The 17,476-nt window shown below is 64.9% G+C and carries 17 protein-coding genes; 6 read left to right on the forward strand and 11 right to left on the reverse strand.

What is annotated here, in order from left to right; all coding sequences use genetic code 11:
* Entirely contained in the window at window positions 1-1,377 is a 1,377-nt protein-coding gene (locus tag AB5Y70_RS21205; protein ID WP_043155006.1) for a phosphatase PAP2 family protein, read from the reverse strand.
* Window positions 1,378-1,549: 172 nt separating this feature from the next.
* On the opposite strand from AB5Y70_RS21205, the gene AB5Y70_RS21210 reads away from it, so the two are divergent.
* Window positions 1,550-1,927: a hypothetical protein gene (locus AB5Y70_RS21210; RefSeq protein WP_010675931.1), complete on the forward strand. Its 378-nt coding sequence runs from the start codon at window positions 1,550-1,552 to the stop codon at window positions 1,925-1,927.
* Between the two features lie 80 nt (window positions 1,928-2,007).
* Here AB5Y70_RS21210 and AB5Y70_RS21215 read toward each other — a convergent pair whose 3' ends face one another.
* Window positions 2,008-3,414, reverse strand: coding sequence for a hypothetical protein (locus AB5Y70_RS21215; RefSeq protein ID WP_049636435.1), 1,407 nt, complete (start codon window positions 3,412-3,414; stop codon window positions 2,008-2,010).
* A gap of 219 nt (window positions 3,415-3,633) precedes the next feature.
* On the opposite strand from AB5Y70_RS21215, the gene AB5Y70_RS21220 reads away from it, so the two are divergent.
* Window positions 3,634-3,951: a DUF1496 domain-containing protein gene (locus AB5Y70_RS21220; RefSeq protein WP_039040821.1), complete on the forward strand. Its 318-nt coding sequence runs from the start codon at window positions 3,634-3,636 to the stop codon at window positions 3,949-3,951.
* A gap of 1,019 nt (window positions 3,952-4,970) precedes the next feature.
* Here AB5Y70_RS21220 and AB5Y70_RS21225 read toward each other — a convergent pair.
* A complete protein-coding gene (locus AB5Y70_RS21225) occupies window positions 4,971-6,419 on the reverse strand; it encodes a catalase (RefSeq protein ID WP_039040138.1) in 1,449 nt (482 codons plus the stop codon).
* Between the two features lie 152 nt (window positions 6,420-6,571).
* Between AB5Y70_RS21225 and AB5Y70_RS21230 the strand changes: the two genes are divergently transcribed.
* A complete protein-coding gene (locus AB5Y70_RS21230) occupies window positions 6,572-7,060 on the forward strand; it encodes a GNAT family N-acetyltransferase (protein WP_010675925.1) in 489 nt (162 codons plus the stop codon).
* Complete coding sequence (locus AB5Y70_RS21235) at window positions 7,057-7,914, forward strand: GyrI-like domain-containing protein (RefSeq protein ID WP_049636434.1); 858 nt, start codon at window positions 7,057-7,059, stop codon at window positions 7,912-7,914. Before AB5Y70_RS21230 ends, AB5Y70_RS21235 begins: the two co-directional genes overlap by 4 nt.
* Window positions 7,915-7,983: 69 nt before the next feature.
* On the opposite strand, the gene AB5Y70_RS21240 is transcribed toward AB5Y70_RS21235, so the two are convergent.
* Window positions 7,984-8,883 (reverse strand): DMT family transporter, encoded by a 900-nt coding sequence (locus AB5Y70_RS21240; protein WP_049636433.1) that lies wholly within the window; start codon window positions 8,881-8,883, stop codon window positions 7,984-7,986.
* Between the two features lie 109 nt (window positions 8,884-8,992).
* Window positions 8,993-9,433, reverse strand: a complete 441-nt coding sequence (locus tag AB5Y70_RS21245; RefSeq protein WP_029314852.1) for a DUF2214 family protein — start codon at window positions 9,431-9,433, stop codon at window positions 8,993-8,995.
* 110 nt (window positions 9,434-9,543) lie between these two features.
* Between AB5Y70_RS21245 and AB5Y70_RS21250 the strand changes: the two genes are divergently transcribed.
* The gene (locus AB5Y70_RS21250) at window positions 9,544-11,148 is read left to right on the forward strand and encodes a sensor domain-containing diguanylate cyclase (protein WP_049636432.1); all 1,605 of its coding nucleotides are present in this window, start codon (window positions 9,544-9,546) and stop codon (window positions 11,146-11,148) included.
* A gap of 23 nt (window positions 11,149-11,171) precedes the next feature.
* On the opposite strand, the gene AB5Y70_RS21255 is transcribed toward AB5Y70_RS21250, so the two are convergent.
* The 6 genes from AB5Y70_RS21255 to AB5Y70_RS21280 form a co-directional block, all read right to left on the reverse strand.
* Window positions 11,172-11,831 carry an HAD family phosphatase gene (locus tag AB5Y70_RS21255; protein ID WP_049636431.1) on the reverse strand — a complete coding sequence of 220 codons (660 nt, stop codon included), beginning with the start codon at window positions 11,829-11,831 and terminating at the stop codon, window positions 11,172-11,174.
* Window positions 11,832-11,896: 65 nt separating this feature from the next.
* Window positions 11,897-12,904 carry an ABC transporter ATP-binding protein gene (locus tag AB5Y70_RS21260; protein WP_043154986.1) on the reverse strand — a complete coding sequence of 336 codons (1,008 nt, stop codon included), beginning with the start codon at window positions 12,902-12,904 and terminating at the stop codon, window positions 11,897-11,899.
* Between the two features lie 6 nt (window positions 12,905-12,910).
* Window positions 12,911-13,687, reverse strand: coding sequence for an ABC transporter permease (locus AB5Y70_RS21265; RefSeq protein WP_039040132.1), 777 nt, complete (start codon window positions 13,685-13,687; stop codon window positions 12,911-12,913).
* The gene (locus AB5Y70_RS21270; RefSeq protein WP_049636430.1) at window positions 13,680-14,576 is read right to left on the reverse strand and encodes an ABC transporter permease subunit; all 897 of its coding nucleotides are present in this window, start codon (window positions 14,574-14,576) and stop codon (window positions 13,680-13,682) included. The genes AB5Y70_RS21265 and AB5Y70_RS21270 overlap by 8 nt, the downstream gene beginning before the upstream one ends.
* Complete coding sequence (locus tag AB5Y70_RS21275; protein WP_368176138.1) at window positions 14,576-15,409, reverse strand: alkaline phosphatase family protein; 834 nt, start codon at window positions 15,407-15,409, stop codon at window positions 14,576-14,578. Before AB5Y70_RS21275 ends, AB5Y70_RS21270 begins: the two co-directional genes overlap by 1 nt.
* Before the next feature lie 10 nt (window positions 15,410-15,419).
* The gene (locus tag AB5Y70_RS21280; protein ID WP_049636428.1) at window positions 15,420-16,466 is read right to left on the reverse strand and encodes an ABC transporter substrate-binding protein; all 1,047 of its coding nucleotides are present in this window, start codon (window positions 16,464-16,466) and stop codon (window positions 15,420-15,422) included.
* Between the two features lie 183 nt (window positions 16,467-16,649).
* On the opposite strand from AB5Y70_RS21280, the gene AB5Y70_RS21285 reads away from it, so the two are divergent.
* The gene (locus AB5Y70_RS21285; RefSeq protein WP_039040129.1) at window positions 16,650-17,462 is read left to right on the forward strand and encodes a UTRA domain-containing protein; all 813 of its coding nucleotides are present in this window, start codon (window positions 16,650-16,652) and stop codon (window positions 17,460-17,462) included.
* The last annotated feature ends 14 nt before the right edge of the window (window positions 17,463-17,476 follow it).

Raw genomic sequence — 17,476 nt, forward strand, 5'->3', positions numbered from 1 at the left:
TTAACGAGGGGTTGAGCGCCCGGTTCGGGCACCGTGACGGATAGCGGACAACGACCACCAGAGCCCGGCGCTGAGCCAGAACCCCAGGCAGCCAAAGAGCCACCCTTGTCCCGCGAGGATCAGCAGAGAGCTGCTGGTGAGCGCGGGCACCAGGAACAGGAGCCCTGCCACGACCAGTCCCCCTGCCAGGGTCAGCAGCGCGGCGGGCAGGGCGGGGGTGGGGCTCCGTTCGAGTGATAGCAGATTACCCGATACCAGCCCCAGGGTGAACATGGCAAGCCCGGCCAGGGCGGTGGACTGGGTGAGCCAGGCCGAGAGGGCGCTGGCGATGAGCACCCCGGCCCAGGGGAGTGGGCGCGCCGCCAGCTTCGCCAGCGTGGCGCGCAGTGCCAGCAGCAGGGCCCCCAGAGCAAGGCCGGCCACCACATCCGAGAGGAAGTGGACCCCCAGCCAGACCCGGGCCAGCCCGGCCACGCCGGCCAGCAACAGGGCCAGCAGGACCCCCTGCCAGGCCCGCAGCGCCGGCAGCCAGCCAAACAGCAGGCCCCAGTAGAGCAGGGTCGAAGCGGCGTGGCCGCTCGGCATGCCGAAGCCCTGGGCACTCTGGCGGGCCAGCTCGGGTTGCAGGTGGAAGGGCCTGGGCCAGCCAATGCCCGCCTTGAGCAGGTTCACCACCAGGGTGAGCAGCACCATGGCAAACAGCAGGTGGCGCAGTCTGGACCAGCCGAGCAGGGGCAGCAGCAAGGGCAGCAGCGCCAGCTGGAAGGGGGCCGAGCCCAGCAGATTGCCCGCCCTTGGCCAGAGCGCATCCGGCCCTAGCCATTGTTGCAGGCGCTGGATCAGCGGCAGCTCGGCGCGGTGCAGCTCACTGGCCGCGTCGCTGAAATCCGTCACCCACAGCACCTGGCTCTCGGGCACCTCGGCCAGCTTCGGGGCTATCCAGTCGAGCTGCGCCGGGAAGCGACGCTGGTCAAGGGGCAGGTCGGCGGCCGCGATCAGCCTGGCGTTCAGGATCTCGCCACCGAGATCCGGGGCCTGGAGCAGGGAGACAAACCCCGTCCCTCGCTGGACCCGCAGGGGTTCCAGGGTCTGGCAGGCGAACACCCTGGCCCGTTGCCAGCGCCCCAGCTCGCCGGTGACGCGACCCTGCAGGCCGGTCTCCTCGAACAGCTCGCGCAGGGCCGCCTGCTCCGGGGTCTCCCCCCTGTCGATGTAGCCGCCGCTCAGGCTGTAGCGCGAGGAGAGCCTGTCCTGCACCAGCAGGATCCCTTGCTGGTGGCGGATCACGCAGGCGGCCGCAGAGGGAGGGGATTCGGCGCGGGAGGCGGGCAGGGCACCGCCCAGCAACAGCAGCAGGCAGAAGACGACTCGAAACATGATGACACCCAGGGGCAAGGAGTGGGGACAAGGGTCACAGAAATCAGACGGCCGGGCAATGGCTTGCAGGGGGCACCGACCCTGTCGGGGACGCAAGGATTGCCGTCTGCGCGGGCAGTCCCTAGTATTGGCGGCTATTGTTCTTCTCATTCACTACATTGTGGGGCTCTTCATGCGACAGTTCGGTTTCTTTCTGGGGATTGCCATCGGCGTCATCCTGATACTGTTTGGCAGCATCGTCATCTTCCAGGCCCTGCCTGCGGCGCTGGACGTGCTGGAGATGCCGAGCCGGATCCCCTTCGTGCGCGAGGTGTACACCTGGCTGATGAGCAGCGCCAACGGGCTCACCGCCCAGCTGGAGCAGAACTTCCTGGAGGCATTCCAGACGGTGCTCAAGCTGATCCTGCTCATCACTTTCATGTGGGTCTGCGTCAAGCTGGTCAACATGGGGGTGCTGATCATCCGGGCCGGCGTCGACCTTATCCGCACCGCCATCGAGCACAGCGAAGAGAAGGGTGCCAAGCCCACCGAGCAGGACCGCCATTTCTGATCTTCCCCTGCTACGGGTCAGATAAACAACAGGCCATCATGTGATGGCCTGTTTTTATGGTGGCATGACGCTTAAAAAAGTCAGTTAAGCAGTTTTTCCAGCTCCGCTTCGGCATCCGCCCTGGCCTGATCGCTCAGGGTGCCGGAAGTCGCTTCCAGCTTCTCGCCCTGTTGCTGCACCGCCTTGGCCGCTTGCTGCTGTGCACTGGTCGCGGCACTGATGGTCGCTGCGCTGCTGGCGGCTTGTTGCTTCGCCGTGGTTGTGGCACTGCTGGCGGCCTGCTTGGCGCTGTCGCTCACCGCCTTGGCGGCTTGCTGCTGCGCCGTGGTGGCGGCACTGATGGTCGCTGCGCTGCTGACGGCCTGCTTGGCGCTGTCACTCACCGCCTTGGCGGCTTGTTGCTGCGCCGTGGTTGCGGCGCTGCTGACGGCCTGCTTGGCGCTGTCGTTTACCGCCTTGGTGGCTTGTTGCTGCGCCGTGGTTTCGGCACTGCTGACGGCCTGTTTGACGGTGTCGCTCACCGCCTTGGCGGCTTGCTGCTGCGCCGTGGTGGCGGCACTGATGGCGGCGGCACTGCTGGCAGCCTGCTTGGCGCTGTCACTTACCGCCTTGGCGGCTTGTTGCTGCGCTGTGGTTGCAGCACTGATGGTCGCTGCGCTGCTGGCGGCCTGTTTGGCGGTGTCGCTCACCGCCTTTTCGGCTTGCTGCTGCGCCGTGGTTGCGGCACTGATGGCGGCGGCACTGCTGGCGGCCTGCTTGGCGCTGTCGCTCACCGCCTTGGCGGTTTGCTGCTGCGCCGTGGTGGCGGCACTGATGGTCGCTGCGCTGCTGGCGGCCTGTTTGGCCGAGTCGCTCGCCGCCTTGGTCGCTTGTTGCTGCGCCGTGGTGGCGGCACTGCCGATCACCTGTCTGGTGGAGTCGGACAGGGCCTTGCTGGCGCTCTGTTGCAGGCCCCCCATCATGGTGCCCAGCAGAGAACTGCCAGCGCCCGTGAGCCCCTGACCGGCACCGGTCAGGGCCGTGGCGGCCGGGGTGGCCTGGGACTGCCAGCCCTGCATGGCGCTGGGCCAGGTCGGGGTTGCGGCCGTCAGGTTTTCCCCGAAGACCTGGGTCGCCCCGTCACCTTTTTGCACCATGACGGCGAGCTGGTTGGTGTCGGCGTTCCAGACCATGCCGGCCTGCTTGGCTACGTCCGGCACCGGGGCGTAGCGGGAGACCACGTAAAAGAGCGGCCCCTCCTGTTGCAGCTCGTCGGCGGTCTTGAGCAGCTGCATGGTGCTCTCGTAGTTGGGCCCCAGCATGGCGGTCATTCTGTCCTTGATCAGCGGCTGCTCGAACAGGTTGGCCTCGTTCGGATCGAAACCGACCAGCGGCTTGAGCAGGGCCCACATCAGCTGGCTGGTGGGGCTCATCATCAGCAGGGGGGCGACACAGGCGGACAACATCAGGCTCAGGCAGGCAGCCTTGAGCAACGGCATGATACGCATTGACAACATATCCAGTTAATTATCTGATTATTAAGGGTTATTCATTACCGCATCCCGGCGATGCCGGTGGGGGCCCACGGCAGAACCCTGACAGGCCTTTGCGGGCGCAGGCAGGCTATCATATTGCTTCCGGAATGCCAGATGAGCCGACATTTATTGGTCAAGTCGAGGGCTCTGCTGGTCGCTCTACACTTTCACACCCCCGTGACAGGAATTCCCATGATCCGTTGTGCAGGTTGTCTGCTGGCCCTTGGCTGGCTCTTCCCCGCGTTGGCCGCCCCGGCGTCCAACACCCTCAGCCACTCGGTGGGCACCGAGCTGGTGCTGCCCCTTGGTTCGCTGCCCGAGCGGGTGTGCTGGTATCAGGATCAGAAATACTCCCAGGGGGCCCGTATCCAGCAGGGGGAGCTCTGGCTGGAGTGCGCGCCGCAACAGGCGATGGAGACCAATGGTCCCCTGATCTGGCGAGAGGTGACGACGCCGTCACAGAGTGGTGAACCGGAGGGCAACCAGCGGACGATCCGGGTGGGCCAGTGAGCCTTTTCTTGATCCAGCTACAGACACGGGCGTGATCTCTATCGCATAATGCGGCTCTTTCTTCTCTTGACTGGGATCTAAGCAATGGCTCGTCGCTCTTCCAATGCACAACGTCGTCGCAGTAGCTGGTGGTACAAACGCTTGTTGGCAAGGGAGCGGGAAGAGCGCGAAGCGCGTTCCGTCCGGGATTGATACCGCATTGAACAACGGAGCCTCGGGCTCCGTTTTTATTGGTGACTAAACGTGTATTACCGCAGGCAGGTTTATTACCACAGGTGGACAATGGTGCCGCTCTGCCAGTGCACAACGTCGTTGCCGTCGTGAGCTGGCGGTACCAACCCTTGTTGGCAAGGGAGCGGGAAGAGCGCGAAGCGCGTTCCGTCCGGGATTGATACCGCATTGAACAACGGAGCCTCGGGCTCCGTTTTTATTGGTGACTAAAAGAGCATTATCGCAGGCAGGTTTATTACCACAGGTGGACAATGGTGCCGCTCTGTCAGTGCACAACGTCGTTGCCGCCGTGAGCTGGCGGTACAAACCCTTGTTGGCAAGGGGACGGGAAGAGCGCGAAGCGCGTTCCGTCCGGGATTGATACCGCATTGAAAAACGGAGCCTCGGGCTCCGTTTTTATTGGTGACTAAACGTGCATTACCGCAGGCAGGTTTATTACCACAGGTGGACAATGATGCCGTTCTGCCAGTGCACAACGTCGTTGCCGTCGTAAGCTGGCGGTACAAACCCTTGTTGGCAAAGGAGGGAAGCGCGCGAGGGCGCAGTGTCCGGGATGGATACGACATGGAAGAACGGAGCCTCGGGCTCCGTTTTTATTGCTGACTAGAAGTGCATTACCACAGACAGGTTGATTACCACAGGTGGATAATGGTGCCGCGCTGCCAGTGCTCAACGTCGTTGCCGCCGTGAGCTGGCGGTACAACCCCTTCATTCAGCAAAGACCGTCATGCGAGAACGGGGGCCATCAGGCCCCCGTTTTGCTTTTGCAGAGGTTGGCTGCCTGCGACTCAGCGTTGCAGGGCGGCGAGGGCCAGCTCGACCCGCTTGGCGTACTCGGGGTCGGCCTGCTCGAAGTGCCTGAGCTGGGCCGCGACGATGGCGTCATCCTCCACATTGATGAGGGAGCGGGCCAGGTTGGCGGCGAGGCGGGCACGCTGCCCCTCGTCCATCAGGCGGAAGAGATCCCCCGGCTGGCTGTAGTAGTCGCTGTCGTAGTCACGAAAATCGTAGTGCAGGGCAGCCCCTTCCAGACTCAGGGCCGGTTCGTGCTGCTCGCTCGGCTGCTGGGTGCCGAAGCGGTTTGGCTGGTAGTTGGGGCTGGCGCCACCGTTGCTGTCGGCCCGCATGGCGCCGTCGCGGTGGGCACCGTGGTGGAACGGGCAGCGCGGGGCGTTGACCGGCAGCAGGCCGTGGTTGACGCCGAGACGGTAGCGCTGGGTGTCACCGTAGGAGAAGAGCCGCCCCTGCAACATGCGATCCGGCGAGAAGCCGATGCCGGGCACCACGTTGGCCGGGGTGAAGGCGGCCTGCTCCACGTGGGCGAAGTAGTTGTCCGGGTTCTGGTTGAGTTCCAGCACGCCGACCGGGATGAGCGGGTAGTCCTTGTGGGGCCACACCTTGGTGAGGTCGAACGGGTGGATCGAGTAGGTCTGGGCCTCGGCCTCTGGCATCACCTGCACATAGACCTTCCAGCGCGGGAAGTCCCCCCGCTCGATGGCGTTGAACAGATCTGCCTGGCTGGTCTCTCTGTCCTGACCGACGGCGGTGGCCGCCTCTTCATCGGTGTAGAAGCGGTGGCCCTGCTCGGTCTTGAAGTGGAACTTGACCCAGAAGCGCTCGTTCGCGTCGTTGATGAAGCTGAAGGTGTGGCTGCCGTAGCCGTTCATCTCCCGCAGGCTCCTGGGAATGCCGCGATCGCTGAAGAGGATGGTGACCTGGTGCAGGGATTCCGGGTGGCGGGACCAGAAGTCCCAGGCGGCGGTGGCGCTGCGCAGGTTGGTGCGGGGATCCCGCTTCTGGGTGTGGATGAAGTCAGGGAATTTCAGGGGATCGCGGATGAAGAACACCGGGGTGTTGTTGCCCACCAGATCCCAGTTGCCCTGCTCGGTGTAGAACTTGAGGGCGAAGCCGCGCACGTCGCGCTCTGCGTCGGCGGCGCCCTTCTCGCCGGCCACGGTGGAGAAGCGCAGGAACACCGGGGTCTGCTTGCCGACGGCGTTGAACAGGTCGGCCTTGCTGAAGGCGCTGATGTCGTGAGTCACGGTGAAGGTGCCGTAGGCGCCCGAGCCCTTGGCGTGCACCACCCGCTCGGGAATGCGCTCGCGGTCGAAGTGGGCGAGTTTCTCCATCAACCAGATGTCTTGCATCAGGACGGGGCCGCGGGGGCCGGCGGTGAGGCTGTTGTTGTTGTCGACGACGGGGGCGCCGTTGGCGCTGCGCAGGGTCTTGTCGGTCATGGCGGGTCTCCTTGTGATGAGTCGCCAGACTAGGTGAAGTGGGGGAGCGGCTCCAATGGAGTGTGCCTAACCCTTTGATTGGTTTCGCTGATGGGGGTGGAAACAGACGCCAGCCTTGCGGCAAGATGGGATTCAGCCAATCAGGAGGTCTCATGTCCATCACCATTCGCCGCGCCGGGCCGGAAGATGCCGCCGCCCTGCGGGATCTTCACGCCATGCCCCATGCCCAGGCGGGCACCCTGCAACTTCCCTTCCCCTCCCTGCAGCAGTGGGAGCAGAAGCTGACCCCGCGGGATGGCATCTACAGCCTGCTGGCGGAGTGGGAGGGGGAGGTGGCGGGCGCGCTGGTCCTGATGGTGGAGCCGGCCCCCCGCCGCCGCCACGTGGCGAGCATCGGCATGGCGGTACACGATGACTGGGCCGGGCGCGGGGTGGGCACCGCCCTGATGCAGGCTGCGCTGGATCTGGCGGACAACTGGCTCGGCTTGACGCGGGTGGAGCTGACGGTCTGGGCCGACAACCAGGCGGCCCTGGCCCTCTATCGCAAGGCGGGCTTCGTGGAGGAGGGCGTTGCCCGGGATTACGGCCTGCGTCATGGGGTGCTGGTGGATGCCCTCTACATGGCCAGGGTGCGCCGATGATCGACTATCGCGAGCGCCTGACGCCGGTGCTGCGGGCACTGGAGCAGGATCCGGATCTCTCCATCGAGGCGCTGGCGAGTCGCGCCTGCCTCTCCCTCTACCACTTCCACCGGGTGTTCACCGCCGTGGTGGGGGAGGCCCCTGGCGAGATGTGCCGCCGCCTGCGGATGCAGCGGGCGGCCTGGCAGCTCTGCTACACCGATGCCAGCGTCACCGCCATCGCCCTGGGGGCGGGGCTTGGCAGCTCCCAGGCCTTCGCCAAGGCGTTTCGTCGCCACTATGGTTGCACCCCGGGGGCGTTTCGCCGCGACAAGGGCAAGAACGGACACCTGGATCGCAAGGAAGGACACGCATGGCAAGGGGCACTCCCTTATGCTGAAGGCCACTCATCAGCAAGGAGCAACACCATGAACACCGTCGAGATGGACGCCCGCACCCTGGCCTATATCCGCGTGACCGGCCCCTATGGCGAAGGGTATGACGCCGTCTGCCATCGCCTTCACCAGTGGGCCGCGCCCCGTGGCCTGGAAGGGGGAGAGTGGATCTTCATCTACCACGACAACCCCGAGGTGACGCCGCCGGCCCAGTGCCGCACCGACATCGGCATCAGCGTACCGGTGGGGACCCAGGGCTCGGGAGAGGTGGAGATCCAGCACATCCCCGCCGGACGCTACGCCCAGTCCCGCTACCTCATCACGGATCGCAGCCAGTACGGGGAGCGCTGGCAGGAGCACATCGGCGATATCGTCGCGGCCGGGCTCGCCTTTGGGGACGGCCCCTGCTTCGAGCTCTATCACAGCGTGAGCAATGACCCCCTGCGCGATGACGTGAGCTTCTGCTCCAGCGTGCGCTAGGCAGGCGGCAATAAAACGAGGCACCCAAGGGCGCCTCGTTTTATTTGGGGTCCATGACCACCGCAGATATCAGGACTGGCTGGGCACCTTGTTGCGGCGGGACTTCCACCACCAGCGCAGGCGGATCTGGGAGATGAGCATCCCCGCCAGCATCAGGGCGCAGCCGACCACGGCCCGTTCGTCCAGATGTTCCCCCAGCAGCAGGACACCGCCGATGGCGGCGAACACCGTCTCCAGGCTGAGGATGATGGCGGCGTGGGCCGGATGGGCACCGCGCTGCCCCACCACCTGCAGGGTATAGCCGATGCCGACCGAGACCAGACCGGCGTAGAGCAGCGCCTGCCAGCCCGCGACGGCACCACTCGCCGTCGGGGTCTCGATGATGAAGGCCGTGGCCAGGCTGAGCAGGCCGCACACCACGAACTGCACCCCGGCAAGACGAATGGGGGCGACCCGGTTCGAGTAGTGATCCAGCACCAGCAGATGCACGGCCCAGAACAGGGCCCCGATCACTTGCAGCAGATCGCCGTAGCCGATGGTGAACTCCTCGGTGACGCTGAGGTAATAGAGCCCGGCCATGGCGATGAGGGCGCCTACCCAGGTGTTGGCCCCGGTCTTGTGGCGCAGGGCCAGGCCGATGACGGGGACCAGTATGATGTAGAGGCCGGTGATGAAGCCCGCCTTGGCGGCCGTGGTGTAGAGCAGCCCCACCTGTTGCAGGGAGGCGGCGGAGAAGAGCACGGTGCCGGCGATGAGGCCCCCGGTCAGCAGCAGGCGGTGATCACCGGCAGGCTGGGGCGGCTGGCGTGACTTGAGCCACCACAAGAGCGGCAGCAGGGAGAGGGCGCCCAGCAGGAAGCGCAGGCCGTTGAAGGTGAAGGGCCCCATGTGATCCATCCCCAGACGCTGGGCGACGAAGCCCAGCCCCCAGATGGCGGCGGCCATCAATAACATCATGTTTGAACGCATACGGAATCATCCCTGAGAAAGAGTCTCGGCGGCACTCGGGCCCCGCCATTACGATACCTGCGAGAAGGGGCGTTTGTCGTCAGCCATTTGTTGCCGGGCGAGGGCAGGATCAGCGGCTGGCCAGCTTGGCGAGCAGGGGCAGCAGGGCGAGCAGCAGCAGGTTGCCCCTAAGGATCCAGATCACCCAGAACTGCTGCTGGGTGGAGACAAGGGGAGCCCGTCCCTGGCGCAAGGATCGGCGCCAGTGGTGGAACAGCCGGCTGGGGTAGCCAAAGCTGATGGCCATGGCGAAGAACATCAGCAGCTTGGTGCGGTAACCCGGATTGGCAAACAGGATGGCCGGTGGCTGGGGATGGGCGACCACCAGCAGCACTCCCGTGATGAAGATGAGCAGCAGGGCCAGGGCGGCCAGGCTGTCAGCCAGCAGCAGCTTGCGCACCTGCTCGATGGACATGCCGCGCCGGAACAGGAAATACTCCGAGGTGATGGCACCGGTCAGGGTGATCACGGCGCAGTAATGGAGGGCAGTCAGCAGTTCCGGTTTCAACATCCAGGCCAGTTCCTTCTCGTTGGCCACCTGATGCGCTTCCGTTTGGACGCCATCAGGTGGGGCTGATATTCTGACACTACACGATGTCAGGGGATAGCATGGAGTCAGGGTTGGATAAGCGAGCAGTCTCCAAAAAGACCTGGTCCCTGGTGGCACGGATGCGCCTGGGCCTGCTTCTGCTCTTCATTCCCGTCCTGATGCTGGGCGCCATCTACTACTTGCACATGGAGCGCAGCCTGCAGCGAGAGCTGCAACAGCGCCTGCTCGCCACCAATCACCAGTTGCGCCACGTCTTCATCGAACCCTACCTGAACGAGATGGAGCGTCAGTTCTCCCTCATCTACGACCAGGTCAAGGTGGAGGACATCAGTGGCCCCCGTCTGCGCAACACCGACTCCTATCTCAGGGAGTGGCGTCTCTACAAGGGGGTGATGGCGGATCTCATCTACATCTATGTGGGCACCGCCGAGCGCCAGATGCTGATCTACCCCGAATGGCAGGCGGATGCGGACTTCGATCCTAGGGTGCGCCCCTGGTATCAGCTGGCCAGCCAGCATGTGGGCAAGATGGTCTGGACCGAACCCTACTACGACTACACCAACGGCACGCTGGTGATCGCCCTGGCGCGGGCCATCACCGACAAGGAGGGCAAGGTGCGGGGGGTCTTCGCGGTGGATGCCATCCTGGCCCCCTTCTCCGCCCAGCTGAACCGGCAGTGGAACAGCGGCTACCAGATGATCGTCAACCAGTCGGGCAAGGTGTTGGCCCACCCCGATCCCTCGCAACTGCTCAAGCCCATGACCCACCCGACCTGGCTCTCCCGCTTCAGCGGGGAGGACGGCATCTTCCTGGATCAGGCGTCTCGCCAGTTCGTGGCCTACAGCCGCCTGCCTGACCACAACTGGGTGCTGATCAGCGTGTTGCCCGCCTCCAGCATCCAGGCGGTGGTGGCGAGCGCCTCCCTCAACGTGCTCGGGATCATCGTGCTGGCCAGCGTGCTCTACATGGTGCTGGCACTGATCTGGTCCCGTTATTTCAGGCGGATGCTGGACGAGATCTCCACCGTGATCCGGGCCAGCCGGACCCAGCCTGACGAGGTGCACCAGGGGGGGATGCGCGAGCTCAGGCACGTCTATGCCGAGCTGGCGGAGGTGAGCAAGGATTATCACGAGGTGCGCCAGCAGGCGAACCTCGACAAGCTGACCGGCCTTTACAACCGGCGCTTCTTCGACGAGCGGTTGAATCGGCTGCTGCTCGATCAGGACAGCTTCTGCCTGGCCATGATCGATCTGGACGGTTTCAAGCGGATCAATGACACCTATGGTCACCAGACCGGGGACGTGGTGCTCAAGCGGGTGGCCAGCTTTGGCGCCAAGCTGCTGGGGGATCATGGCTGGGTATGCCGCTATGGCGGGGAAGAGCTGGTGGTGCTGTTCGCCAATCCGGATATCCACTTCTGCCAGATGCTGCTGGAGCAGTACAGGATGGGGGTGGCCTCTCTGCACTGGCGTGAACCCGGTCTTGGGATCACCTTCAGCGGCGGCCTGGTGGCGAGTGCCCCCGGGCTTGGGGCCAGGAGCCTGCTGACCATGGTCGATGCCGAGGTCTATCGCGCCAAGGGTGACGGCAAGAATCGCATCTACATGGTGGATCCCCTGGCTCCCCGGGACGACTCGCCCTCAGGGGATGGCATGTTGAGCAAAGAAGAGGCCTGAGGGCCTCTTCTTCATTGCGCGGATCAAGGGTGCAACTGCCAGGTCCAGAGGGGCCAGCCCAGCTCCTCGGCGCACTGGCGCAGGGCGGGGGCCGGATTGACCGCATGGGGATGGCTCACCGCCTGCAGCATGGGCAGATCGTTGTGGGAATCGCTGTAGCCGAAGCTCCCCTGCCAGAGGTGTTCCTTTCCGGCAAAGAGCTGGTTGATGCGGACCACCTTGCCTTCGCGAAAACTCAGGGTGCCGCGGGTCTGGCCGGTCAACATGCCGGCTTCCTCGTCGAGCAGGATGGCCACGCAGTGATCCATCCCCAGCATCTGCGCCATGGGGGCCACCAGATGCTCGCCGGAGGCGGAGATGAGCACCAGCTCGTCGCCACGCTGGCGGTGCCACTCGATGCGGGCCAGCCCCTCGGGGTAGAGGCGCTCCCGCAGCACCTGTTCGGCAAAGCGGGTGCAGAGGGAGTCGAGCCACTGGCGCGTCCTGCCTGCCAGCGGTTGCAGGGTGAAGGCCATGTACTGGTGCATGTCCATCTTGCCCTGGTGGTAGAGGGACATCATGGCCTGCTCCTCGGCCACCATGCCCGCCGGGGCCAGCTCCTGGGCCACCATGTACTCCAGCCAGAGGCTGGCGGAATCCCCCGCTATCAGGGTCTCGTCCAGATCAAACAGTGCCAGGGCCATGGCTGCTCCTCGGGTTGGCTGCCAGCATCGGGGTACTGGCTGAAAAATGAATGGGATTCATGGCGTTATGCTACCTCACAGAGTTGATCCCGGGCCACCACCAGGGTCACGGCGCTGCCTACCGGCAGCAGATCACCGGCACGGCGGTTGAGGCAATCCACCGTCAACAGCCCCGCCTCGCACTCCACCTGATAGCGGATGACGTTGCCGAGCAGCTGCTGCTGGCGAACGATGCCGGGCAGGCTGGGCTCGTGGCTGCCCGCCCCGGCGGGCAGCAGGATGATGGACTCCGGCCGCAGCGCCAGCTTGCCGCGAAAGCGCGGGCCGAACAGGGATTTGGCCTGCTCGCCACCCAGCAGGTTGTAGTTGCCGATAAAGCCCGCCACGAACTCGCTGGCGGGACGGGTGTAGATCTGCTCTGGCGTGCCGCTCTGGACGATGGAGCCCTTGTTCATCAGGAAGATCCGATCCGACAGGGTCAGCGCCTCCTCCTGATCGTGGGTCACGAAGATGGTGGTGAGCTCGAGGCGCTGCTGGATCTCGCGGATCTGCTGGCGCAGGCTGCGGCGGATGCGGGCATCCAGCGCCGAGAGCGGCTCATCCAGCAGCAGGATCCGCGGCTGCACCACCAGCGCCCGGGCCAGCGCCACTCGCTGGCGCTGGCCGCCGGAGAGCTCGGCTGGATAGCGGCGCTCGAAGCCGGTCAGCTCCACCAGCTCTAGCGCCTCCTGTACGCTGGCGGCGAGATCCCGCCCCGGCTGGGGTTTCATCTTGAGGCCGAAAACGACGTTGTCCCACACCGTCATGTTGGGAAACAGCGCATAGCTCTGGAACACCATGCCGATGCCCCGCTTCTGGGGGGCCTGCCAGGTAATGTCCTCACCGGCCACCCGCACCTGACCACCATCCACCGGGGTGAGCCCGGCCAGGGCCCGCAGCAGGGTGGATTTGCCGCAGCCGGAGGGGCCGAGCAGGGTCACCAGCTCCCCCTTGCGGATGCCGAATTCAATCCCCTCGAACACCTTGGTGTCACCGTAGGATTTGTGCAGTTGATTCACTTCTAGATGGAACATGTTGATTCACCGATGAAATCTGTTGGCTGCCCAGGTGAGCAGCAGGGTCAGCAGGAAGTAGCTCATCACCAGGGCGCTGGTGAAGTGGCCCGAGGTGGCACGCATGTTGTAGAGGTAGACCTGCAGGGTCTCGTAACGGGTGCCCACCAGCATGTTGGCAAACACGAACTCGCCGAGCAGGAAGGAGAGGGAGAGAAACAGTGCCGCCAGCAGCCCCTTGCGCAGGCAGGGGATCACCACCAGCAGGAAGGCGCGGGCACTGCTCGCCCCCAGCAGATGAGCGGCATCCATCAGATCCTTGAGCGGCACCCCTTGCAGGCTGTTGGCCAGCGCCCGGTACATGAAGGGGAGCACCACGGTGAACCAGGTCCCGATCAGGATCCACGGCGTGCCGATAATCGGCAGCACGCCGTCAGCGTAGATCTGCAGCAGCCCCACCGAAGAGACCACGGGCGGCACCGCGAAGGGGAGCAGGATCAAGAGGTTCATCCAGGGATCCAGCCTGGGGAAGTAGTAGGCCACCACCAGCACGGTGGGCACCAGCACCAGGGTCCCCAGCAGCAGGGTGGCGAAACAGACCAGGAGGCTGCGGCCAAAGGCCGCCAGAAAGCGCGGATCGCCCCAGAGCTTGAGATACCAGTCGAGGGTAAAGCCATCCGGCAGCAGGGTCGCCCCCCAGCGGGTGGAGATGGAGTAGAGAAAGGTGGCCAGCAGCGGCAGCAGCAGGGTGGCGACCAGCGCCCCCAGCACCCATCTGGGCCAGCGCGGCGTCAAATCATGCATGGGATTGCCCCCTGTTCACATAGCTCTTTTTCAGCAGCCACTGGTTGGCGGCTGTCACCACCCCCAGCAGCACCATCAGGATCACCGCCAGCGCCGCCGCGAGATTCGGCTCGAGGAAGATGTCGCCGGAGACCAGACTGGCCACCCTGATGGTCACCAGGTTGAAGTTGCCGGTGGTGAGGGCGTAGGCGGAGGCATAGGCTCCCACCGCGTTGGCAAACAGGATGATCAGGGTGCCGAGCAAGGCGGGCGTCAGCACCGGCAGCGCCACGTGCCACACATACTGGCCCTTGCTGGCGCCAAGCAGGGCGGCGGCCTGGGGCCACTCATCCTGCAGGGCGTCGAACGCCGGGTAGAGCAGCAGCAGGGCAAGCGGGATCTGGAAGTAGGTGTAAATCAGGATAAGGCCGCTGCCCGAATAGAGGTTGAAGCCATCGATGAGGCCCCAGGATTTGAGCAGCAGGGTCACCGCGCCATTGATGCCGAGCACGATGATGAATGCGAACGCCAGCGGCACGCCGCTGAAGTTGCCCGTCATGGTGACGAAGGCCAGCAGCAGCCGCTTGACCCGCTCGCCGCTGTGGCGCAGCGCCGCGGCCCCGAGGGTGCCGATGGCGAGCCCCGCCAGGCTGGCGATGCCGGCGATGCGCAACGAGTTGCCGAAGGATTGCAGATAGAAGGGGGAGCTCAAAATCTCCCGGTAGTGGTCGAGACCCCAGCCATCGGGGGTCTGGACGCTGCCCACCAGCACCCACACCATGGGGGCGAGCTGGAACAGGATCATCAATAGGACAAAGGGCAGCAGCACCAGGGCCGGCAGCCAGTGGCGGCGCACCCGGCGTGGCTTCACCTGTTGATCCGCGAGGATCTCGGTGGTGGCAGGCATCATCAGTGCACCTCGCGCATAAAGGCCGCCTTGAGCTGCGGGGGGGCTGCCGGCTTGTCGTGGGGAACTCCCAGCAGATCCGCCATCAGGGCGCAGAGCTGGGTCTGGGCGATCGCCACCCCATCCGGCCAGCGCTCGACGAAGGCATCGCCAAAGAGCCAGAGCGGCACGGTGCGCTCCTCGGCCAGGGTGCCGCCATGGCTGAGATCGTTGTTCATGCCGTGATCCGAGGTGATCACCACCTGATACCCCTCCGCCAGCCACTGGGGCAGCAGGTCGGCCAGCAGGCTGTCCATGCGGCGCGCCTGATTGCGGTACTGGCGGGAATCGAGGCCAAACTGGTGGCCAGCGTCATCCACCCCCATGGGGTGGATCAGCAGAAAATCGGGGTCGTACTGGCTGCGCAGCCACTCGCCGTCCATCAGCAGGTGGCTGTCGGGGTAGCCGTCATCCCAGTAGAAGCAGCCGTGCTGGATGGGCAGTTGCTCGTCATGGGTGAAGCGATCGCGGGCCGCCAGCCAGGGGCTCTGGTTGTAGAGCTCGCTCACCCAGTGGTAGGCCGCCGCTGCGGTGCGTTTACCCGCGGCCCGGGCCAGATGGAAGATGGAGTCGTGTTGGCTCAGGCGCGTCACCCCGTTGTGGGTGATGCCGCTCGCCACCGGCGGCAGGCCGGTCAGGATGCACTCGTAGAGAGGGCGGGAGAGGGAGGGCAGGGCGGCACTCAGGGTCGTATGCAGGCCGCGCTCTGCCTCCACCATGCCACAGAGGTAGCCCATGCAATGGGCTACCTCTGCTGCCAGGCCATCCACAAGTACCACTATCACCTTGTGTTGCACTGGCCACTCCTTACTGCATGTTGATCATGACGGTTTCCTGCCACTGGCGCGGCAGGGCCTTGGAGCTCTGCTCCCAGGCGGCGTGATCCTGCACCGGCTTGGCATTGGCATACTGCTCGGCCGGCAGCAGCTTGGCCTTGACGTCATCCGGCAGGGTCACGTTGCTGCGGATGGGGCGGGCATAGCCACGGGCCAGGTTGATTTGACCTGCATCGGAGAGGATGTATTCCCGCGCCAGCTTGGCGGCGTTGGGGTTCTTGGCCCACTTGTTGATGATGGTGGTGTAGCCGGCGATGACTGAGCCGTCGCTCGGGATCACCACATCAAACTTCTTGGGGTCGATCTGGTCGCGGTAGTTGAGGGCGTTGAAGTCCCACAGCACCCCCACTTCCACTTCGCCTTTCTCGATGTTGGCGATGGTCGGGTCGTTCAGCGACAGACGGCCCTGCTTGGCCAGCTTGCCGAACAACTCCAGGGCGGGTTTCAGATTCTTCTCGCTGCCGCCGGTGGCATAGGCCGCCGCCAGCACGCCGTTGTTGGCCTGGGAGGCGACGCCTACGTCACCCAGGGTCACCTTGTAGTCGCCACCCAGCAGGGATTGCCAGCTGGTGGGGGCGGCCTTGACCAGATCCTTGTTGATCAGGAAGGCGATGGTGCCGGTATAGGCCAGCATCCAGTGGCCGTCCGCATCCTTGGCCCAGTTGGGAATGTCGGCCCAGGTGGAGGGCTTGTAGGGCTGGGTGACCCCCTGCTTGACCGCCACCGGGCCGAAGGCGCCGCCCACGTCGCCGATGTCGGCGGTGGCATTGGCCTTCTCGGCGGCGAACTTGGCGATCTCCTGGGCGGAGCTCATGTCGGTATCCTGATGCTTGATGCCATAGATGCTGCCGAGCTGCTGCCAGGTATCCTTCCAGTTGGCCCAGCTGTCCGGCATGCCGACGCTCTGGAGCTGGCCCTCACCGCGGGCGGCTTTTTCGAGATCCGCGATGTTATCGGCGGCAAACAGCGGTTGACTGATGGCCACCAGGGCCAGTGCACTTGCGATCACGCTTTTCATCATCCCATCCCTCTGGACTAGGTCAGTTAAGGTTCGAGAGGGATGCTAGAGGGGAAATATGACGGTGGCGGGGCGCTTTGATGGCAGTTTCGTGACAATCGCCCTGTCATGGCGCTGTCATCAGGGGCGGTTACAACTCGGGGTCGACAACCTCTGGTCTACTCCAGTGGTGTGCAAACCCGAATGACCGACAGGGATGTGACAGTGACAGAGCGATTGAGTGAACAGGGGATGGCCGATGGCCGCACACCCTCCAAGTGCGAACAGATTTGCCGGACCCTGCGCCGCTATATCGGCAGCGGACACCTGGCGGCGGGGCAGCAGCTGCCCGCCGAACGGGCGCTGAGCGAGCGCTTCGCCACCACCCGCATCACCATCAAGGAGGCGCTCTCCAGCCTCGAGGCGGACGGCCTCATCTACCGGGCCGAGCGGCGCGGCTGGTTCGTGGCGCCGCCTCGCCTCACCTACGATCCCGCCATCCACACCCACTTTCACCAGTGGATTGGCGAGCAGCAGCGCACCGCCGAGACCCGGGTGCTGGCTCATGGCAACCAGCTTGCCAGCAGCGAGTTGTGCCGCTGGATGGGTCTGGAACCCTTTACGCCGCTCTACGAAATCCGCCGCCAGCGGCTGATCGACGGTCGCCCCGTGCTCCACGTCAGCCATCACCTGCTGGCGAGCCGCTTCCCCGGCATCGCCAGCGCTCCCCTGGCCAGCTCCCTCACCGAGCTCTACCGACAGCGCTATGGCATAGGCCAGGGCTGGGCGAGCCTCGAGATCACCCCGTCGGCGGCACGGGGAGAGATAGCCCGCGCCCTCAACCTGGCCCAGGGGAGCGCCGTGCTGCGGTTGGTGCGGGTCAATCATGACGAGGAGGGGAAGCTGGTGGATTGCGACATCGAGCACTGGCGACCGGACGCCATCCGCATCTGCCTGGATACCCGGGCACTGCAACCGCTCGCCACCGGCGCGCGGCAGGTGCAACTGGCAGAGTAGCGGCGTTCTAGCAC

The organism is Aeromonas sp. s1(2024) (genome assembly GCF_040908005.1).
Lineage (GTDB): Bacteria > Pseudomonadota > Gammaproteobacteria > Enterobacterales > Aeromonadaceae > Aeromonas > Aeromonas caviae.

Bases quoted from the DNA above. Each gene is read 5' to 3' on its own strand.
- AB5Y70_RS21260 (WP_043154986.1), bottom strand. From the start codon at position 12,904: ATGTTCCATCTAGAAGTGAATCAACTGCACAAATCCTACGGTGACACC.
- AB5Y70_RS21245 (WP_029314852.1), bottom strand. From the start codon at position 9,433: ATGTTGAAACCGGAACTGCTGACTGCCCTCCATTACTGCGCCGTGATC.
- AB5Y70_RS21215 (WP_049636435.1), bottom strand. From the start codon at position 3,414: ATGCGTATCATGCCGTTGCTCAAGGCTGCCTGCCTGAGCCTGATGTTG.
- AB5Y70_RS21225 (WP_039040138.1), bottom strand. From the start codon at position 6,419: ATGACCGACAAGACCCTGCGCAGCGCCAACGGCGCCCCCGTCGTCGAC.
- AB5Y70_RS21285 (WP_039040129.1), top strand. From the start codon at position 16,650: ATGACCGACAGGGATGTGACAGTGACAGAGCGATTGAGTGAACAGGGG.
- AB5Y70_RS21235 (WP_049636434.1), top strand. From the start codon at position 7,057: ATGATCGACTATCGCGAGCGCCTGACGCCGGTGCTGCGGGCACTGGAG.
- AB5Y70_RS21220 (WP_039040821.1), top strand. From the start codon at position 3,634: ATGATCCGTTGTGCAGGTTGTCTGCTGGCCCTTGGCTGGCTCTTCCCC.
- AB5Y70_RS21280 (WP_049636428.1), bottom strand. From the start codon at position 16,466: ATGAAAAGCGTGATCGCAAGTGCACTGGCCCTGGTGGCCATCAGTCAA.
- AB5Y70_RS21210 (WP_010675931.1), top strand. From the start codon at position 1,550: ATGCGACAGTTCGGTTTCTTTCTGGGGATTGCCATCGGCGTCATCCTG.
- AB5Y70_RS21240 (WP_049636433.1), bottom strand. From the start codon at position 8,883: ATGCGTTCAAACATGATGTTATTGATGGCCGCCGCCATCTGGGGGCTG.
- AB5Y70_RS21265 (WP_039040132.1), bottom strand. From the start codon at position 13,687: ATGCATGATTTGACGCCGCGCTGGCCCAGATGGGTGCTGGGGGCGCTG.
- AB5Y70_RS21270 (WP_049636430.1), bottom strand. From the start codon at position 14,576: ATGATGCCTGCCACCACCGAGATCCTCGCGGATCAACAGGTGAAGCCA.
- AB5Y70_RS21205 (WP_043155006.1), bottom strand. From the start codon at position 1,377: ATGTTTCGAGTCGTCTTCTGCCTGCTGCTGTTGCTGGGCGGTGCCCTG.
- AB5Y70_RS21230 (WP_010675925.1), top strand. From the start codon at position 6,572: ATGTCCATCACCATTCGCCGCGCCGGGCCGGAAGATGCCGCCGCCCTG.
- AB5Y70_RS21255 (WP_049636431.1), bottom strand. From the start codon at position 11,831: ATGGCCCTGGCACTGTTTGATCTGGACGAGACCCTGATAGCGGGGGAT.